The 16,519-nt window shown below is 58.5% G+C and carries 15 protein-coding genes; 3 read left to right on the top strand and 12 right to left on the bottom strand.

The window, feature by feature from the left end; all coding sequences use genetic code 11:
- The first annotated feature begins 25 nt into the window (after positions 1–25).
- Positions 26–1,333, top strand: coding sequence for a M48 family metalloprotease (locus ABD720_RS16550; RefSeq protein ID WP_344764921.1), 1,308 nt, complete (start codon positions 26–28; stop codon positions 1,331–1,333).
- Positions 1,334–1,424: 91 nt separating this feature from the next.
- Here the strand turns inward: ABD720_RS16550 and ABD720_RS16545 are convergent, their stop codons facing one another.
- The 8 genes from ABD720_RS16545 to ABD720_RS16510 all read right to left on the bottom strand — a co-directional run bounded on the left by ABD720_RS16545 (position 1,425) and on the right by ABD720_RS16510 (position 7,878).
- A complete protein-coding gene (locus ABD720_RS16545) occupies positions 1,425–1,682 on the bottom strand; it encodes a TIGR03643 family protein (protein WP_344764919.1) in 258 nt (85 codons plus the stop codon).
- A gap of 95 nt (positions 1,683–1,777) precedes the next feature.
- Positions 1,778–2,218 carry a CHRD domain-containing protein gene (locus ABD720_RS16540; RefSeq protein WP_344764917.1) on the bottom strand — a complete coding sequence of 147 codons (441 nt, stop codon included), beginning with the start codon at positions 2,216–2,218 and terminating at the stop codon, positions 1,778–1,780.
- A gap of 153 nt (positions 2,219–2,371) precedes the next feature.
- Entirely contained in the window at positions 2,372–2,503 is a 132-nt protein-coding gene (locus tag ABD720_RS16535; RefSeq protein ID WP_344764915.1) for a hypothetical protein, read from the bottom strand.
- Between the two features lie 16 nt (positions 2,504–2,519).
- Positions 2,520–3,761, bottom strand: a complete 1,242-nt coding sequence (locus tag ABD720_RS16530) for a CaiB/BaiF CoA transferase family protein (RefSeq protein ID WP_344764913.1) — start codon at positions 3,759–3,761, stop codon at positions 2,520–2,522.
- Positions 3,758–4,354 carry a recombination mediator RecR gene (gene recR, locus ABD720_RS16525; protein ID WP_344764911.1) on the bottom strand — a complete coding sequence of 199 codons (597 nt, stop codon included), beginning with the start codon at positions 4,352–4,354 and terminating at the stop codon, positions 3,758–3,760. Before recR ends, ABD720_RS16530 begins: the two co-directional genes overlap by 4 nt.
- An 18-nt stretch (positions 4,355–4,372) precedes the next feature.
- On the bottom strand, positions 4,373–4,699 hold the full coding sequence (locus ABD720_RS16520; protein ID WP_344764908.1) for a YbaB/EbfC family nucleoid-associated protein: 327 nt from the start codon (positions 4,697–4,699) through the stop codon (positions 4,373–4,375).
- Positions 4,700–4,729: 30 nt separating this feature from the next.
- Complete coding sequence (locus ABD720_RS16515; RefSeq protein WP_344764907.1) at positions 4,730–6,742, bottom strand: DNA polymerase III subunit gamma/tau; 2,013 nt, start codon at positions 6,740–6,742, stop codon at positions 4,730–4,732.
- A 65-nt stretch (positions 6,743–6,807) separates the two neighbouring features.
- Positions 6,808–7,878 carry a hypothetical protein gene (locus ABD720_RS16510; protein ID WP_344764905.1) on the bottom strand — a complete coding sequence of 357 codons (1,071 nt, stop codon included), beginning with the start codon at positions 7,876–7,878 and terminating at the stop codon, positions 6,808–6,810.
- Positions 7,879–8,496: 618 nt separating this feature from the next.
- Between ABD720_RS16510 and ABD720_RS16505 the strand changes: the two genes are divergently transcribed.
- Positions 8,497–10,152, top strand: coding sequence for an isovaleryl-CoA dehydrogenase (locus tag ABD720_RS16505; RefSeq protein ID WP_344764903.1), 1,656 nt, complete (start codon positions 8,497–8,499; stop codon positions 10,150–10,152).
- On the opposite strand, the gene ABD720_RS16500 is transcribed toward ABD720_RS16505, so the two are convergent.
- The 3 genes from ABD720_RS16500 to ABD720_RS16490 form a co-directional block, all read right to left on the bottom strand.
- Positions 10,149–13,268 carry an efflux RND transporter permease subunit gene (locus ABD720_RS16500; RefSeq protein ID WP_344764902.1) on the bottom strand — a complete coding sequence of 1,040 codons (3,120 nt, stop codon included), beginning with the start codon at positions 13,266–13,268 and terminating at the stop codon, positions 10,149–10,151. The genes ABD720_RS16505 and ABD720_RS16500 overlap by 4 nt on opposite strands.
- 101 nt (positions 13,269–13,369) lie before the next feature.
- Positions 13,370–14,542: an efflux RND transporter periplasmic adaptor subunit gene (locus ABD720_RS16495; protein WP_344764901.1), complete on the bottom strand. Its 1,173-nt coding sequence runs from the start codon at positions 14,540–14,542 to the stop codon at positions 13,370–13,372.
- Positions 14,543–15,233: 691 nt separating this feature from the next.
- On the bottom strand, positions 15,234–15,527 hold the full coding sequence (locus ABD720_RS16490; protein WP_344764899.1) for an H-NS histone family protein: 294 nt from the start codon (positions 15,525–15,527) through the stop codon (positions 15,234–15,236).
- A gap of 555 nt (positions 15,528–16,082) precedes the next feature.
- Here ABD720_RS16490 and ABD720_RS16485 point away from each other — a divergent pair.
- Positions 16,083–16,265, top strand: a complete 183-nt coding sequence (locus tag ABD720_RS16485; protein WP_344764896.1) for a hypothetical protein — start codon at positions 16,083–16,085, stop codon at positions 16,263–16,265.
- Between the two features lie 58 nt (positions 16,266–16,323).
- Here ABD720_RS16485 and ABD720_RS16480 read toward each other — a convergent pair whose 3' ends face one another.
- Positions 16,324–16,518, bottom strand: coding sequence for a YbdD/YjiX family protein (locus tag ABD720_RS16480; protein WP_344764895.1), 195 nt, complete (start codon positions 16,516–16,518; stop codon positions 16,324–16,326).
- Position 16,519: the final 1 nt, after the last annotated feature.

The raw sequence follows: 16,519 nt of genomic DNA, 5'->3' as shown, positions 1-16,519 counted from the left end.
ATGCAGTAATCACCAGGGAAGTACGATGAAATTATCCTGTATGAAGAAATCGGCCAGCGCGCTGTTGCTGCTGTCGCTGCTATGTACGCTGGAGGTTGCAAAGGCAGGCGACGCCGACATGTCCGCGCCCGAATCACCGACGTCCGCCGCACCTGCAGACGCGGGCCCGAACATGCTCGATCGCGCCAAGTCATTCTTTGGCAAAAGCGACGCGAGTGGCGATGCGGCATCACCGCCCGGCGCAGCAGCGGAACCGGGGAAAGAAAAATCATTCTTTGGCGGACTGGGAAAAATGTTCAACCGCGACGGCGCTGATGCACCATCCGGCAAGCTCAAGATCAAATCGATCGATCTGGTGTTCACGAACTCCGCCACCGAATTCGATCCCGAATGCAAGTCGCTGGTCGAGCCCTTTGGCGTGACCGACAATATGGCGTCACTGCTCACGCTGGCAGCAAAACTGGCGCTGAACAATGCGTTGCAGCCGATCGCTGGCGGCGCCAAACAGGATCTGCGCAGCACCCTGCGCATGGCTGGAAAGAATCTTAACTGGCTACCGATGGAAGCCGAGCGACTACTGGGCGAGCGCATGCATCAGGAGCAACTGGCGTCGATCATGGACCCGGCGCGTGCCAGCGGAAAAAAACCGACGGACCAGGCCAATGCGCTCCTGAAAAAGATCGCGGCCCAGATTCAGGAAGAAACACCCTACCACTTCGAAATTTATGTCCGGCGCAATGCCGGCCACAATGCCAAAGCCTTGCCCGGCGGCTTTCTGTATCTCGACCAGAGCCTGGTCACCGACAAAAAAAATGACGACCTTGCCGCGTTTGCGCTGGCGCACGAACTGGCCCACGTACTGCAGCGCCACGAAACCCGCGCGACGCAGGCGCGCCTGACCGATGGCATCGACAGCGTCGACGGCATGCGCAAATTGCTCGAAGGCGCCAGTGCAAACCCGGCTGCGATCGTTGCTTATTCCAATGATTTGATGACCCGCTTCGTGACGTTTTCCAAAGCCCAGGAACTGCAGGCCGACGCTTGCGCGGTACGTCTTCTCGATGGCATGTATCCGGACAAAAAACGTCTGGCCCAGGTCATTCGCGGTTTTAAATCCAGCCTGGCACCGCCAGCGGTCGAAACAGCGGTCACGAATCAGCTGGAGATGTTTGTACAGAACATGCAGAAAATGGACAAACTCGATGAGCAGCATCCGAACTCGATCGAGCGCTCGGCGAATCTGGAGAAGATGCTGGCGGAAGTCGGTAAGCCGAAAAAAGTAGTCGCATCGAACGACAGTGGATCGGCCAAAGTGGGTGTCGTGCCACGCTAGAAAAACGGCAAGCGACGAGACCGGTTCGGGACGCCGTACGCCATGCAATCCGGACAACGTCAGCGGTCATAACACCGCCGACTGTCTGTTCCTATGACCCTTTCTGGTCGCTGGATTTAAACCGTGTCACTTCGTCGCCGCGCAACGCCAGATGCTTGGTCTTGCGTCCCGTGACACGCGCGCGCCACATCGTGAAGCTGGAGCGTTTCATGTGCTTGCGCATGAGCTTGATGACCTCGGCTTCGGCCACGCCAAACTGCGTCTTGATGGTGTCGAATGCGGTGCGATCTTCCCACGCCATCTGGATGATGCGGTCGATGTCTTCCGGCGAGAGCGTGGTCACGGCCATTGCGGCGGTCCTTCAAATGCATTGTGCGCGATCGAATCGCGCACAAGCGGGTTCAGTCAGGTAACGATTTTCGGGAACGCGTCCCGTCGATCGGCTTACTTCGAGTTCAACTGCACCCGAATTTCGCCACCCGGATGCGCGGCCGAATGCACGTTGACGTACATGTTGCCAGCCTGGTAGCTCGCATATTGTTCATCGGTGAGTTTCGCGCCGGCAGGCACGGAGAAGGAACCGTCTGCATTTTTGGTCAGGCCCACGATCACCGGACCATTGACACCCGATGCCGCCTGATGGATGTGCGCAGCCTTGCTGTCGATGCCGGTCGTGGTCACGGTACCAGTGACCGATTTGTCAGCCGCCACCATGATGGACGCGTTGCCGGACGCAGCGGTCATCACGGGTGGCACTTCCTGGCTGCCGCTGAGTTTGGCGCTGCCGCCGGGTGACATGCCGCCCATGCTGCTGCAACCTGCAGCGAGCAGAACAGTGAAGGTGAGTGCGGCAAGCGCTGTAAGTCGGTGCTGATTCTGTTTCATGTTTTTTCCTTTTGCAGTGCTGCTATGTTGACATGGGAGTGACCGACCTGTCGAACCGACAAGGGCCAGGAGACAGTCTAGATCAGATTTCGGAATGGCATACGGACCATGCACAGCAGCTGCAAACCGCAGCCGGCAACCCGATAACCGGGATCAACTGCGCGTGACAGTGCTCTCGGCAACACCGGACAGTTTGTCGGTAAGAAATTTACTGTTGAACGTAAAGTAGCCCGCCAAAAACAACGCCAGCGCGATCGCAAACTGCTTCCAGAAATTCTTGTTCATGGTGTGTTCCGTATCATCAAATTACCCCGTCAGTGCGCAATTGCGCGATCGCTGCGTCGTCATAGCCCAGCTGCTGCAGGACTTCGTCATTGTGCGCACCCAATGCCGGCCCGAGCCAGCGGGTGACACCGGGCGTAGCCGACAGCTTCGGTGAAATCGCCGGCAGCTTGACCGGCGTGCCGTCGGCGAATGCATGTTGTTCGAACATCTGGCGCGCCAGGAACTGCGGGTCGCGCATCATGTTGCGTACCGAATAAATCTTGCCGACCGGGACATCCGCGCCCTGCAACACCGCCAGCGCCGAATCGATCGTCTGTGTCGCGCACCAGGCCTGGATCGCGCCATCGATCTCGGCAGTGCGCGGCACCCGGCCATCATTGCGCACGAGCTGCGGATCGGCGGCCAGGTCGGCACGGTCGATGGCCAGCATCAGGCGCTTGAAAATGGCGTCGCCGTTGCCGGCGATGACGATGTTTTCTCCATCGCCGGTGGTGTAGGTGTTCGATGGCACGATGCCCGGCAAGGCACCACCGGTGCGCTCCCGGACGACGCCCGCATGGTCGAATTCAGGCACCAGCGATTCCATCAGGTTGAATACCGACTCATACAGCGCCACGTCGACCATCTGGCCCTGCCCGGCGATGCAGTCGTCGCCCTGCTTGCCATTCCAGCGACCACCGCTGACATCGCGATGGCGCAGCGCCATCATCGCGCCGATGACACCATGCATGGCCGCGACCGAGTCGCCGATCGAAATCCCGACCCGCACCGGCGGCCGGTCGGCGTGACCCGAGACGTAGCGCAGGCCACCCATCGATTCGCCGATGGCCCCGAAACCCGGCAGGTCTTTCATCGGTCCGGTCTGGCCGTAACCGGACAGGCGCACCATGATCGTGGCGGGGTTGAGCGCTTTGAGCTGGTCGTAGCCAAGCTGCCATTTTTCGAGCACGCCGGGACGGTAGTTCTCGATGATGATGTCGGCGTCCAGTGCCAGCCGGCGCGCAATGTCTTGCGCCCTCTTGTCCTTCAGGTTCAGCGTCAGGCTTTTCTTGTTACGCGCCTGCACCGACCACCAGAGCGAGGTGCCATCTTTTAGCACCCGCCACTGGCGGATCGGGTCACCGCCATCGGGCGATTCAATCTTGATCACGTCGGCACCGAATTCGGCCAGCATCCGCGCACAAAACGGGCCGGCAATCAGAGTACCAAGTTCCAGCACCTTGATGCCGGCCAGCGGACCTTTTGCGGTGTCCGTCATGTTGCCCGCCGGTCCAGCATCGCGCGCGCGATGGTGCCGGCGTCGACATATTCGAGCTCGCCACCGACCGGAACGCCACGCGCGAGCCGACTGACTTTCAGGCCGCGCGCTTTCATGGTTTCGGAAATGTAATGGGCAGTTGCTTCGCCTTCATTCGTGAAGTTGGTCGCCAACACCACTTCGGTGACGACGCCATCGCCGGCGCGCAGGATCAGCTTGTCGAGATGAATGTCTTTCGGGCCGATGCCATCGAGTGGCGACAAGCGCCCCATCAGCACGAAGTACAAACCCTTGTAGGTCAGGGTCTGCTCGATCATCAGCTGATCGCCGGGCGTTTCGACCACACACAGCAGGGTCGGATCGCGCTCGCTATCGAGGCAGGTTTCGCAGACCGGATTTTCGGTGAAGGTATTGCACAGGTTGCAGTGCCGGACCCGCTCGACCGCCTGCGTCAGTGCGCGCCCGAGCAAGGCCGCACCATCGCGGTCATGCTGCATCAGGTGATAGGCAATCCGCTGCGCCGACTTGGGGCCGACGCCGGGCAGGCGGCGCAATGTCTCGGTCAGGAAATCGAGACTCGAAGGCGTCTTCATCGATCTGGTTCGACTGAATTAGAACGGCATCTTGAAGCCGGGAGGAATCGGCATGCCCGCCGTCACGCCCGCCATTTTTTCCTGGGTCAGGGCTTCGGCCTTGCGCACGGCGTCGTTGAACGCGGCGGCAACCAGATCTTCCAGCATGTCCTTGTCATCGGCCAGCAGCGACGGATCAATGACGACGCGCTTGACGTCGTTCTTGCAGCTCATGGTGACTTTCACCAGACCTGCGCCGGACTCGCCTTCGACGTTGACCAGAGCCAGTTCGTCCTGCATTTTTTTCATGTCGTCCTGCATGGTCTGGACTTTTTTCATCATGCCAGCCAGTTGGTTCTTCATCATGGTGTTGCTCCTGTGGGTTCGTGAAAAGGGTCAGTGTGGTTTGATCGAGCCGGGCACGATGGTGGCGCCAAATTCACGCATCATCGACAGCACGAACGGGTCGGTCTGGATTTGTTCTTCGGCCAGTTGCTGGCGCGCTGCGCGCTCGGCTTCGGCGTTGGCATTCGCGGTGTGACGCGCGATACCGAGTTCGGTTGTGACACGCAGCGGTTGGTCGAAATGGGCCTGCAGCGCGGTGGCCAGCTTGTCGGTATTGGCCGGCGAGGCCAGCGTTTCGAGCGGTACGCGCAGGTGCAGGACGATGCCGTCGGTGGTGTCGCAGCGGACCAGTTCGGCTTGCAATGCCAGCTGCTGGACCACGCCGCGTACGGCCAGTTGCGCGGCCAGTTGCGGCCAGTCGCCGTCCCAGTTCAGTTCGGCTACCGGGATCAGGATCATGGGTGCAAGCGGCGCGACCACTGCACCTCGCGCAGCCCGCGGCGCGCTGACCACCGGAATGGGCGCTGCTGTCTGGGCTACGAGATGCGATTCAGTTTTTTTTTGAGCAGGCGCCGGATCGCTGTCAGCCGCATCGGGAAATTCTCCCATGGGTGGCATGTTGTCGTCCCATGGCGCAGGTGCCTGCTGTGCTTGCTGCGCTGGCCGCGCGACCGGCTTGGGTTCCGGTCTGGATACCGGCTTCGGTTCCGGCCGGGCTTCCGGTTGCCGCGCCGTCGACGGATTCGGCACACCACCGTTGGGCCGCGTCATCCCGCGCGCGGCTTCGAGCGCGGCCCGTGCCGGACTGATCGCACCGGCAGGACGGGCTAGCGGCACGCTGCTGGCGACTGCCTGTGCTGGTGCTGCGGCCAGACGTGCTGCGGGTGCTCCGGGTGTCGCCACTGCTGCGACCGGTTTCGCCACAGCCGGGATTGTCGACACAGCGGTCGACACAGCCCCCAGTGCCGCTGGCCGGAACGCCAGCATGCGCAGCAGCGTCATCGAGAATCCCGCGTACTCATCCGGCGCGAGGCCGAGTTCATTCCGCCCATGTACGGCGATCTGATAAAACAACTGCACTTCTTCGGTATCGAAAAGTCCCGCCAGACGCAAAATATCCGCGCGTTCCGGCAAGTCCTCGGGGACTGCCGCCGGCACCGACTGCGCCAGCGCGATCCGGTGCAGCAGACTGCCAAGATCCCGCAGGGCACCGTTGTACGACAGGCTGCGCGCGGCCATTTCATCGGCGATGGCGAGCAGACCGGCACCGTCCTGAACGGCCAATGCATCCAGCAGGCGCACCAGATACGACTGGTCGAGCGCACCGAGCATGCCTTGCACTGCATCCAGCGTGACGGTGCCGGCGGCATACGCAATCGCCTGATCGGTCAGCGACAGCGCGTCGCGCATCGAGCCATGCGCACCTTGCGCCAGCAAGCGCAGCGCCGGGGTTTCGAAGGCAATGCCTTCCTGGCCGAGTATGTCGTCGAGATGCGCGACGATATGCCCGGGCGGCATTTGCTTGAGGTTGAATTGCAGGCAGCGCGACAGCACCGTGACCGGAATTTTTTGCGGATCGGTGGTGGCGAGGATGAACTTGACGTGTTCGGGAGGTTCTTCCAGCGTCTTCAGCATGGCGTTGAAGGCGTGGTTGGTGAGCATGTGGACTTCATCGATCATGTAGACCTTGAAGCGCGCATTCGATGGTGCGTAGACCGCCTGTTCCAGCAGTTGCGCCATTTCTTCGACGCCGCGATTGGAGGCTGCGTCCAGTTCGATGTAATCAACGAAGCGACCGGCATCAATGGCGGTACATGCATCGCAGACACCGCATGGTGTCGAGGTAATGCCGCCGTTCCCATCGGCGCCGATGCAATTGAAGGACTTGGCCAGGATGCGCGACAAGGTGGTCTTGCCGACGCCCCGGGTGCCCGTGAACAGGTAGGCGTGGTGCAGTCGCTGCGTGTCGAGCGCATGCGTCAGTGCGCGCACCACGTGCTCTTGCCCGACCAGCGTATCGAAGCTGCGGGGGCGATATTTTCGGGCAAGAACTTGATAGGACATGGGAAATGGGTCGCGCGGCAAAGCGCAATTTTACCCCACATCCCGGCCCATTTTTAGCTGCTTGCTCAGATGTCCGCGCGACCCGACAGCAGGCTTTTCGAGCGCTGGTAAAAGCCCAGCTCGTTGATCGTGACGATGCCGCGATTGCTGGTGAAGAGCTTCTCGACCCGGGTCATCTGGGTCTTGGCCTGGGCGCTGGCACCGCGTTTGGCAGCAACGTAACCCAGCACCGCCCACGGGTAATCATCGTAACGACCGTCCTGCCAGTTCGGCGTAACACGGTTCATGTAATTGAAGGCCTTGTCGTAATACGACGATAGCTCACTGAGTCCGAACGCCTGCGGAAATACCTGGCAAGTGGCATCCGCATAAAACGCGGTACCGGCGCGAGTCTCCGCATCGCTCGACATGAAGCCACTGCGTGCGGTGTCGAACATGCTGGCGCTGATGCGCGCGACGATGCCATTGGCGAAACTGTCGTAATAATTGGCGTCGACGGCTTCACCACGCTCACGCAACAGCGCCGCGTAATCACGCAAGCCACGATAGACTTCGCAGTTATCCATCAGGTAACCGATCGAATTGGTTTGGCTGCGCGGCGACTGAAACACACTGGTCAGGCCATTGGCTTTTACGGCACACGTCAGATTGCGATATGCCATGGTTTTCAGCTTCGCCTTGTTGGCATCCCACCAGGCCCAGTTCTGGCTGGCGTGCAAATACCGGGCAACGACGGATAAGGTCGTCGCGGCATAGGAATCATCCGAATCCGCCAGTATCAATTGAAACGCTCCGGTCGGCGTGGTCGTGAAATTAATATCCTGAATCGCTGAATTGGCTTCCAGTCGGCGCAGATACAGGTCGAGATAAGTACGGATATACAGATCCAGATCCGTCGCGCTCAGATACTGAATGATCGGCAAAATACCGAGGTTGGTGAAATACCAGTTAATCCGTCCGGCAGGCGCAATCAGAAAGGCGCCAGTGAAGGTGCCGGATGGAATGCGGAGTTTTTTGATTTCAGCAACTGGATCGAGCAATCCCACGGATTGTGCAAAGCTTTCGGAACTGAAGCTCAGCAGCGAGGCGTTAAGCAGGACGGCAGCTGAGCTGGTGATAAATTGGCGGCGTTTCATGAATATTCCCATCGAAATAAAAAAGACGAATCAGTTCAGCGCAAGAGCGCGCGGTTTTTCGCATGCGGCGCCGGGTCGGCATGGTTCAGACATAGCGCGGCCCGGAGCGGGCGGAGAGCCCGTTCAACATGCGTCTTGTTAGCGGTAAGGTTGGTGGCGAAGAACCCGCTGCTTAATCGGAAAACTGCCTTGGTGGAAACTGTCTTGGTGAAAAGTGCTTGAGCTGGGTAAAACCGGATTAATAAAATTGGCGTTGCCTGCCAGACAAATACGTACTGATTATGGTCACCAGTTCCTTGTCCAACGGAGTGAACTGCAAGCCAAACTGTTAAATTACATGACTTATTTTAGTCACAGAATTTACCGAAGGCAATAAAACTCTTGGTAACCCGGAGAAATATTTATGCAAATCAACAGGAACTATTGAAACGTGTTTCGTCTATGAGCACTTCACTACGAGTTAGTCATATCAACTTCACATGTGATTATCCTGGGCAATGACTTTCAGGTAATTCATTGTGACTTTTTCAGTTTTTCAGGTGCATGATTGCGCATTGATTAACTCATTGCCCCACGTCATCTTCAACTGCAAAGATTGCTTTTTAGCCGGAGAAAACCATGACCACGCATGCTGTAACCAATCAGGTTACCGAATTAACGGATTACAACGTCTACCGCACCGACCCAATACTGCACGCGGCCATTTTGCGTAGCGATGCCGCCTGGATCGATGCCGACCTGCTGCGCTTTGGCGCAACGCTGGGCTCGGGCGAGGTCGCGCTCTGGGCGACACTGGCGAACCGGCATGGGCCGGAACTGGCCACCCATGATCGCAACGGCAATCGCATCGACCAGGTCGCTTTCCATCCGGCGTGGCACGATCTGCTTGGTCTGCTGCGGCGCGAGGGACTGCATGCGCTACCGTGGATCACGCCGCGCAAGGGCGTCCACATGGCGCGTGCCGCCGGCTATTTTTTACAGGCGCAAATCGAGTCGGGGGCGCTCTGCCCCACCACGATGACCTTTGCCGCCATTCCGGTCTTGCACAATGAGCCCGCGCTCTATAGCCAGCTTGCGGCGCAACTGCTGTCGCGCGAACACGATCCGCGCGATCTGCCGCTGGCGCAAAAGACGTCGATCCTGATCGGCATGGGCATGACCGAAAAACAGGGCGGATCGGATGTGCGCAGTAACACCACGGTGGCACAGGCAATGGGTACCGCCGGGCGCGGTCAGCCGTATGCGCTGACCGGCCACAAGTGGTTTTTTTCGGCGCCGATGGCCGACGCGCACCTGGTGCTGGCGCGTTGCGACGCGGGCCTGTCGTGCTTTTTTGTGCCACGCTGGCGCCCCGATGGCAGCAAGAATCCGATCCTGATCCAGCGCCTGAAAGACAAACTCGGCAACCGCTCGAATGCCAGCAGCGAAGTCGAGTTCGATGGCGCCTATGGGGTGCTGGTCGGTGTCGAAGGGCGCGGCATTCCGACCATCATCGACATGGCCAATTCCACCCGGCTCGATTGCGTGATTGGCAGCGCGGGCCTGATGCGACAGGCCTTCGTGCAGGCGGCCCATCATGCCCGCCACCGTATGGCGTTCGGCAAGCCACTCGATCAGCAGCCGCTGATGCGCAATGTACTGGCTGACCTGGCGCTGGAAAGCGAAGCCGCCACGCTGCTGATGCTGCGATTGGCCCAGGCCTGCGATAACCCCGACGATCCGCTGGAGCGTGCCTGGCGTCGCATCATCACGCCAGCTGCAAAATTCTGGATCTGCAAGCGGGCACTCGAATTCGCCGGCGAGTGCATGGAAGTCCTGGGTGGCAATGGCTATGTCGAGACCGGCGCCATGGCGCGTCTGTACCGCGAGGCGCCGGTCAATTCGATCTGGGAAGGTTCGGGCAATGTGATGTGCCTGGATGTGCTGCGTGCCATCGAACGGGACGCCGACGGCTTTGCCCTGTTGCTCGATAGTCTGGCGCAGCACGATCCCGACGTGAAGAACATGGCGATGGCGTTGCGCCTGGCGCTGGGCGCGACGCCCGATGAACGCGAGATGCTGGCGCGGCGGCTGGTGCAGCAATTGGTGTTGCTGGTCCAATGCAGCCTGATGCGCGAGCAGGCGCCGACCGCCAATGCCGATGCCTTCATTGCCAGCCGCATCGATGCGGGTTGCGGTCGGGTATATGGAACGCTGGGAACGCTGGGAACGCTGGGAACGCTGATGTCAGCGTCGGTGCAGCGCGCCATCCTGGAGCGCGCCTGGCCGGTTTAAGCTGACGACGTCGGAGCGACCCGGGTCGGATGTACCTGGCCCTGTGCTTCCATTTCCGCGCGATCGAACTGCATCGGCCCCGATCCGCTGAACCGGTCCAGCACCAGATAGATCACCGGGGTAATGAACAGCGTAATGACTTGCGACACCAGCAAACCGCCGACGATGGCGACACCGAGCGGCTGTCGCAATTCGGCGCCGGCGCCAAGGCCGAACGCAATCGGCATCGCACCCACCAGCGCCGCCAGCGTGGTCATCATGATCGGCCGGAAGCGCAACAGGCAGGCCGAACGAATCGCGTCGAATGGCGTGGCGCCCTGCTCCCGCTGGGCTTCAAGTGCGAAGTCGATCATCATGATCGCATTTTTCTTGACGATGCCGATGAGCATCAGGATGCCGATGGTGGCGATCAGGGTCAGCTCAAAATTGAATAGCCGCAGCGCCAGCAGTGCGCCGACCGCCGCCGATGGCAGACCGGCCAGGATGGTCAGCGGATGGATGTAGCTTTCGTACAGCACGCCCAGCAGGATGTAGATCACGACCACCGCCAGCAATAGCAAGGTCAGCTGGCTGCCCTGTGACGACTGGAACACCGCGGCGTCACCCGCGTACGAGGTAATCACCGTCGGCGGCATCTGCAGTTCGGTCTTGATCCGGTCTATCGCGGCGCTGGCGTCACCCAGCGGGACATCCGGCGCCAGGTTGAACGTCACCGTGACGGCCTGCAGCTGCCCCTGATGATTGACCGAAATCGCACCGGCAGTGCGCTTGACACTGGCCAGGCTCATCAACGGCACCAGTACGCCGCTCTTGCTGCGCACAAAAATCTTGCTCAGGTCGGCCTCGTCCTGCTGGCCCGATTCGCTGTCCTGCAGAATCACCTGATAGCTGTTGCTGCTCGTAAAAATAGTCGAGACCTGGCGGTCACCAAACGCGCTGTAAAGCGCGGTGCGGATATCCTGGATCTGCACGCCAGCCTCGTTGGCGCGATCGCGATTGATGTCCACCACGGCCTGCAAGCCGCGCAATTGCGAATCGCTGGTGACGTCACGGAAGATCGGATTGGCGCGCATGCGAATTTGCAGTTGCTCGGACCAGCCGGTCAGCTCGTCGGCCTTGACGCTCTGTAACACGTACTGGTAACGGCTTTTGCTGGAACGTCCACCCAGGCTCAGGTTTTGGACTGGCGTCAGATAAACCGACAGGCCGGGGATGGCGCTGACCTTGCCACGTAATTGTTCCAGCACGCCATCCATCGGGAGTCGCTCGCTGCGCAGCTTGAGTCCGATGAACAGCGCGCCACTGTTTCCGCCAGTCACACGTGAGGTGACGGAGAGCACGTTGCTGTCTTGCTGGATCACCCCTGCGGCGGCTTGTACCAGCTGCACCATGGCCGGATAGGAAATATCCTGCGGGCCTTCGATGGTGGCGCGGATCTGGCCGATGTCTTCGGTCGGGAAAAATCCCTTGGGAATCTCGACAAACAGAAAGCCGGTCAGCAAAAACGTGGCGAGCGCACCCAGCATGACGGTTTTTGTACGGCCAAGACACCAGTCCAGGCCAAGGCTATAGCCGTCCAGAACGCCATGAAATCCGCGCTCGAATTTTTTGCTGAGCCAGCTATCGTCCTCGGGGTCCGTGTGTTTCAGGAAGCGGCTGCATAACATCGGCACCAAAGTCAGCGACACCAGCGCCGACACCATGATGGCCAGCGCCACTACCGCGGCGAACTCGCGGAACATCAAGCCGATGACGCCCGGCATGAAAAAGATCGGAATGAACACGGCGACCAGCGAGATGGAAATCGACAAAATGGTGAAGCCGACCTCGCGCGACCCCTTCAAGGCAGCGGCCATCGGCGTCATGCCCTGTTCGACATAGCGCACAATGTTTTCCAGCATGACGATGGCGTCATCGACCACCAGACCCACGGCGATGGTGATACCGAGCAGCGATATGTTGTCGAGGCTGTAGCCGAACACGTACATCAATGCACAGCAGCCGATCAATGAAATCGGCAGCGTCACGACCGGAATGGCGGTCGCCGACAAGCGTTTGAGGAACAGGAAAATCACCAGGATCACCAGCACCACCGTCAGCACCAGCGTGTGCTTGACGTCGGCAATCGCGTCACGGATCGATACCGAGCGGTCGTTGAGTTCGCGGATCTCGATCGAGGCCGGCATTTGCGCCTTGAACTTTGGCAGCGTCGCCTTGATCGCATCGACCACCGCCACCGTATTCGCGTTTGGCTGGCGCTGTACCGCGAGCACGATGGACGGCTCGCCATTGGCCCAGCTGCCGCTTTTGGCGGACTCGACACTGTCTTCGACAGTGGCTACATCTTTCAGGCGGGTGGCGTAGCCATCGCGGCTACTGATGACCAGCTCGGAAAATTCGGCGGCGTTGCGCAGTTGCCGGTTGGCTTCCAGCGTCAGGCTCTGGCGCGGCCCGTCCAGCACACCGACCGGACCGTTGGTGTTGGCGGCACGAATGAGTCCGGCCAGTTCATCCAGCGTGATGTTGCGCGCCGCCAGTTCGTCCGGGCGCACCTTGACGCGCACGGCAAAACGCCGCTGGCCGTACACCAGCACTTGCGCTACACCGTCGATGGTGGAGAGCGATGGCGAAATCAGGTTCTCGGCATAGTCGTTCAGGTCGGCGAGCGACATCGACGGCGAGGTCAGCGCCACCAGCAGTACGGCGGCATCGGCCGGATTGACTTTGCGATAGGCCGGCAACGAGGTCAGCTCCACCGGCAGGCTGCGTTGTGCACGCAGCAGCGCCGCCTGCACATCCACGGCGGCGGCATCGATATCGCGATCGGAATTGAATTCGAGGGTGATGGACGTATTGCCCAGCGTGTTGCTGGAACTGATCGTAGCCAGCCCGGAGATGGTGGAAAACTGTTTTTCGAGAGGCGTCGCAACAGACGCCGCCATGATCTCCGGACTGGCACCCGGTAGCGCGGCGGTGACGTTGATGACGGGCGTGTTGTAGGTCGGCAGTGCGGCGATGGGCAACTTGGCGTAGGCAAACAGACCAATCACCACGATGGCAATCGATAACAGCACGGTCATGACCGGGCGGCGGATACACAGTTCGGAAATATTCACGATATCAGTTCAGAAGTGATGCGGTCGGGGAGCAGCGAAGGCGGTGTTGCTGGTGCGATTAACGCCGCCATTGCTCGCGTCAAATTCAAGGCAAATCCGCTTCAGGGTGCCGGCGCGCGTGGTGCGCTGGTGTCGCCAGTGCCACCGCCACCCGCACCGGTTGCAGCAACTTGCAACTCCTTGACCTTGATGCCAGACCGCAAATTCTGGGCGCCTTCGACGACTATCCGGGCACCTGCCACAATGCCGCTCACGGCAGCTTTGCCGTCTTCGATCGCGACAACATCCACCTTTTGCATGAGGACACTGTCATCGGACTGCACCAGATAGAGGAACTTGTCGACCGGGCCTGTCACGATCGCCTGAGCCGGCACCACCACCGCATCCGGCAGCGTGCGCGACACCAGCCGCACCGACACGAACGTGCCTGGCCACATGAGGCGATCAGGATTGGTAAAACGGGCTTTCATGCGGATCGTGCCACTTTGCGCATCGGCTGCATTGTCGATAAAAATCAACCGGCCCGCGACTTCCTTGCCACTGGCAAGACGAGCCAGCACGGGCGCATCGCCATTCGGATAGGTCGTGCGTAGCGTGCCCAGCTCACGCTCGGGCAAGGTAAAACTGACGGCGACAGGATCGAGCTGGGTGATGGTCATCATCGCAACAGCAGCAGGTTGGGCGAGACTGCCAGGGTGGACATTGATGATGCCGATGCGGCCGCTGATGCTGGCTTTAATCAAATTGTAGTCGAGCGAGATACGGCTCGATTTGACCGCAGCCTGGCTGGCAGTGAGCGCACTGCGCAGCACCTCAACCTTGCTGCGCGCGGTATCGACTACCGCCTGTGCCACAAATTTGCGCCCCAACAATTCTTCATTACGCTTCAGTGTCACATCGGCATCGAGCAAATCGGCGCGATCGCGTGCCACCTGGGCCAAAGCCTTGTCGACACCCGACCCGTCGAGGCGCTGATCCAGCGTAATCAGCAGCTGGCCTGCGCGTACCTCCTGCCCTTCTTTGACGTGTACTTCTCGCACGATATTTTGTACCTGAGGCCGTACGTCGACGGTATTGATCGCAGTCACGTAGCCGTTGGCGAGCAGGTTGATCGGCATCGACTTTTGTTCAGCCTGGCTGATACGGACCAGTTGCGTTGTGTCAGCTTTCGGCTTTTTTGCGCCGGCAATTTTGGCCTGGTACCAGACATAACCAGCGCCGCACGCACCGGCTGCGGCAAACAGGATGAGAGTGGTTTTTAATTTTTGGTGCATGGACAATCGCTGGTCAGGTTGGTACATCGAACCGGCGGACCTGGCTCAATGAACGAAGTAGCTGGCGCCCTGTGCAGGTTACGTGCCACAGGACAGGCTACTTATTATTACGCATTTGCTGCGTTGACGCGTTAAGCGCCGGGTGTCACGTCGAGCTCTTGTGCGTGAGGGAAGAAAACGTCGAGTGTGAGGTAGTCATTTTTTTCATCTCTGCCGTGAACCTGAAGGTCCGGAACTTCACCGGCAAAAATCATTCTTGCTTTTTAAAATGGACCAATCGCCGCCGAATTTTGGAAGGCTTTTGAAAACCCGGCTCTACTTGCGATACAGCGGAGCATTTGCTCGTCGTATGGTCACGGGAACGACTGCGCGGGGCGCGGGGCGAGGGCCAAGGGACAAGGGACAAGGAGCGAGGTCATCACCTGCTAACAAAAAGTAATTTCTAAAAATATTGCCATTTACATAACCAAAATACGGGAATGTTGTCTGCATTTTGTGATGGTGGTCAACTGGAAAAACCAGATGATTGAGAACTCTGTTTCTGGAAGTTTCTGAAATATCTGGCGCAGACCGCAGAATCTGCACCAACCGGTATTTATAAGGGGGGTCTCGCCAATAAAAATCCCGCATACGGACGCTGCCGTTGCGGGACTGAGAGGCAAAACAGATTGCACTCTGATTTTCAACAGATTTACTTGATGATGTACAGATCGCGATCTTTACCGGCTATCCAGCGTGGCGGCTTTCCGCGGCCGGACCAGGTTGAGCCCGACTCAGAATCGCGGTATTTCGCTGCAACCGGCTCTTTGGCTTTACTTGCTTTCTTGACGCCACCTGCGAGGCCGAGATCGGCCAGAGTAATGCCATAGTCTTTCATTTTTTCTTTAATATCAGCAATTGCATCGGCGATCTCGCTTTGACGAGCGTGCGCAGCCTGTTTTTGCAGAGTCTCGATTTGCGCTGTTAATTCTTTGTAAGTTGACATAGTGAAATTCCGGTGAGTGTAAAGTGATAATAAATATTCAGACAGCCTGATTTCAGTCATATGGATACATGCTGATGACACAAATCCGGATATTTGAAACTGTCTTTCGGTTTCGAAATCTGATTTATATCGTGAACATCGACCGATAATACGCGATTTGCTCCTGAGGTGCGTCAATCATTTGTACCGGCCATTTATTATGTTGCTGCTTTCACCTAAAAACATCCTCTAAAAAACCACATTTTTATTTCACATTGATCAAATGAATACCGGACTGCGACGACCACACTGGCTGATGTCCTGAATAGCGACATTACTTTCTTTGTTCCAGATTGAATGGAAACGCAATCATGACGCTGCGCTTGGTGCAGAAATACCATGTGTCTTGCAGAATTAACTTTTAACATCACAACTACACCAAAACTGAGGATTTATTTCCTCTACAGGTCATGCATAAAAAACCTCGCTGACGTTCCTAAAATAAATTAAGTGGCGCACGCAACCACGGCAAAGCGAATGACAGGAGCGGCCGGATAACTGGAATGAACTGCGATGATGGCTTGTCGCCTGAGCGTGCAGAGGCAGGAATCTCTTTTGGATTTGGTCATTGCAACGCCAACCAGTGCGGTTGAACACGCCGATGCGCATTGCCAAAAAAGGCACATTGGCGAGGTAATTGCTTATGCCGCGCAAAGATTGACTCAGTTGTTTACAGGCCACCACATTATTCTGGAATAGGACCAGTCAACCCGACACTGGCATGCAGTGACCCGCAAACGTTCTTCATTTGTACCGGTCAGCAGCATCCACGTCCTTGTCCGTCATACCGTGCCGCTTGGCGATCTCGAAAAAACTCGTCGTAACTCATCGGTATCTTGGTCGGATGTTCACGCTCCATGTGACTGAGATACGCGTCGTATTCGGGCAGACCCACCATTAACCGAAGGGTCTGCCCGAGATAACGACCCGCTTTGACAAGATCGTCCAGCATC

It is taken from the genome of Actimicrobium antarcticum, assembly GCF_039536745.1.
GTDB lineage: Bacteria > Pseudomonadota > Gammaproteobacteria > Burkholderiales > Burkholderiaceae_D > Actimicrobium > Actimicrobium antarcticum.
Note: the sequence above shows the minus strand (reverse complement) of the source record. Positions and strands in the feature narration are given on the sequence as shown.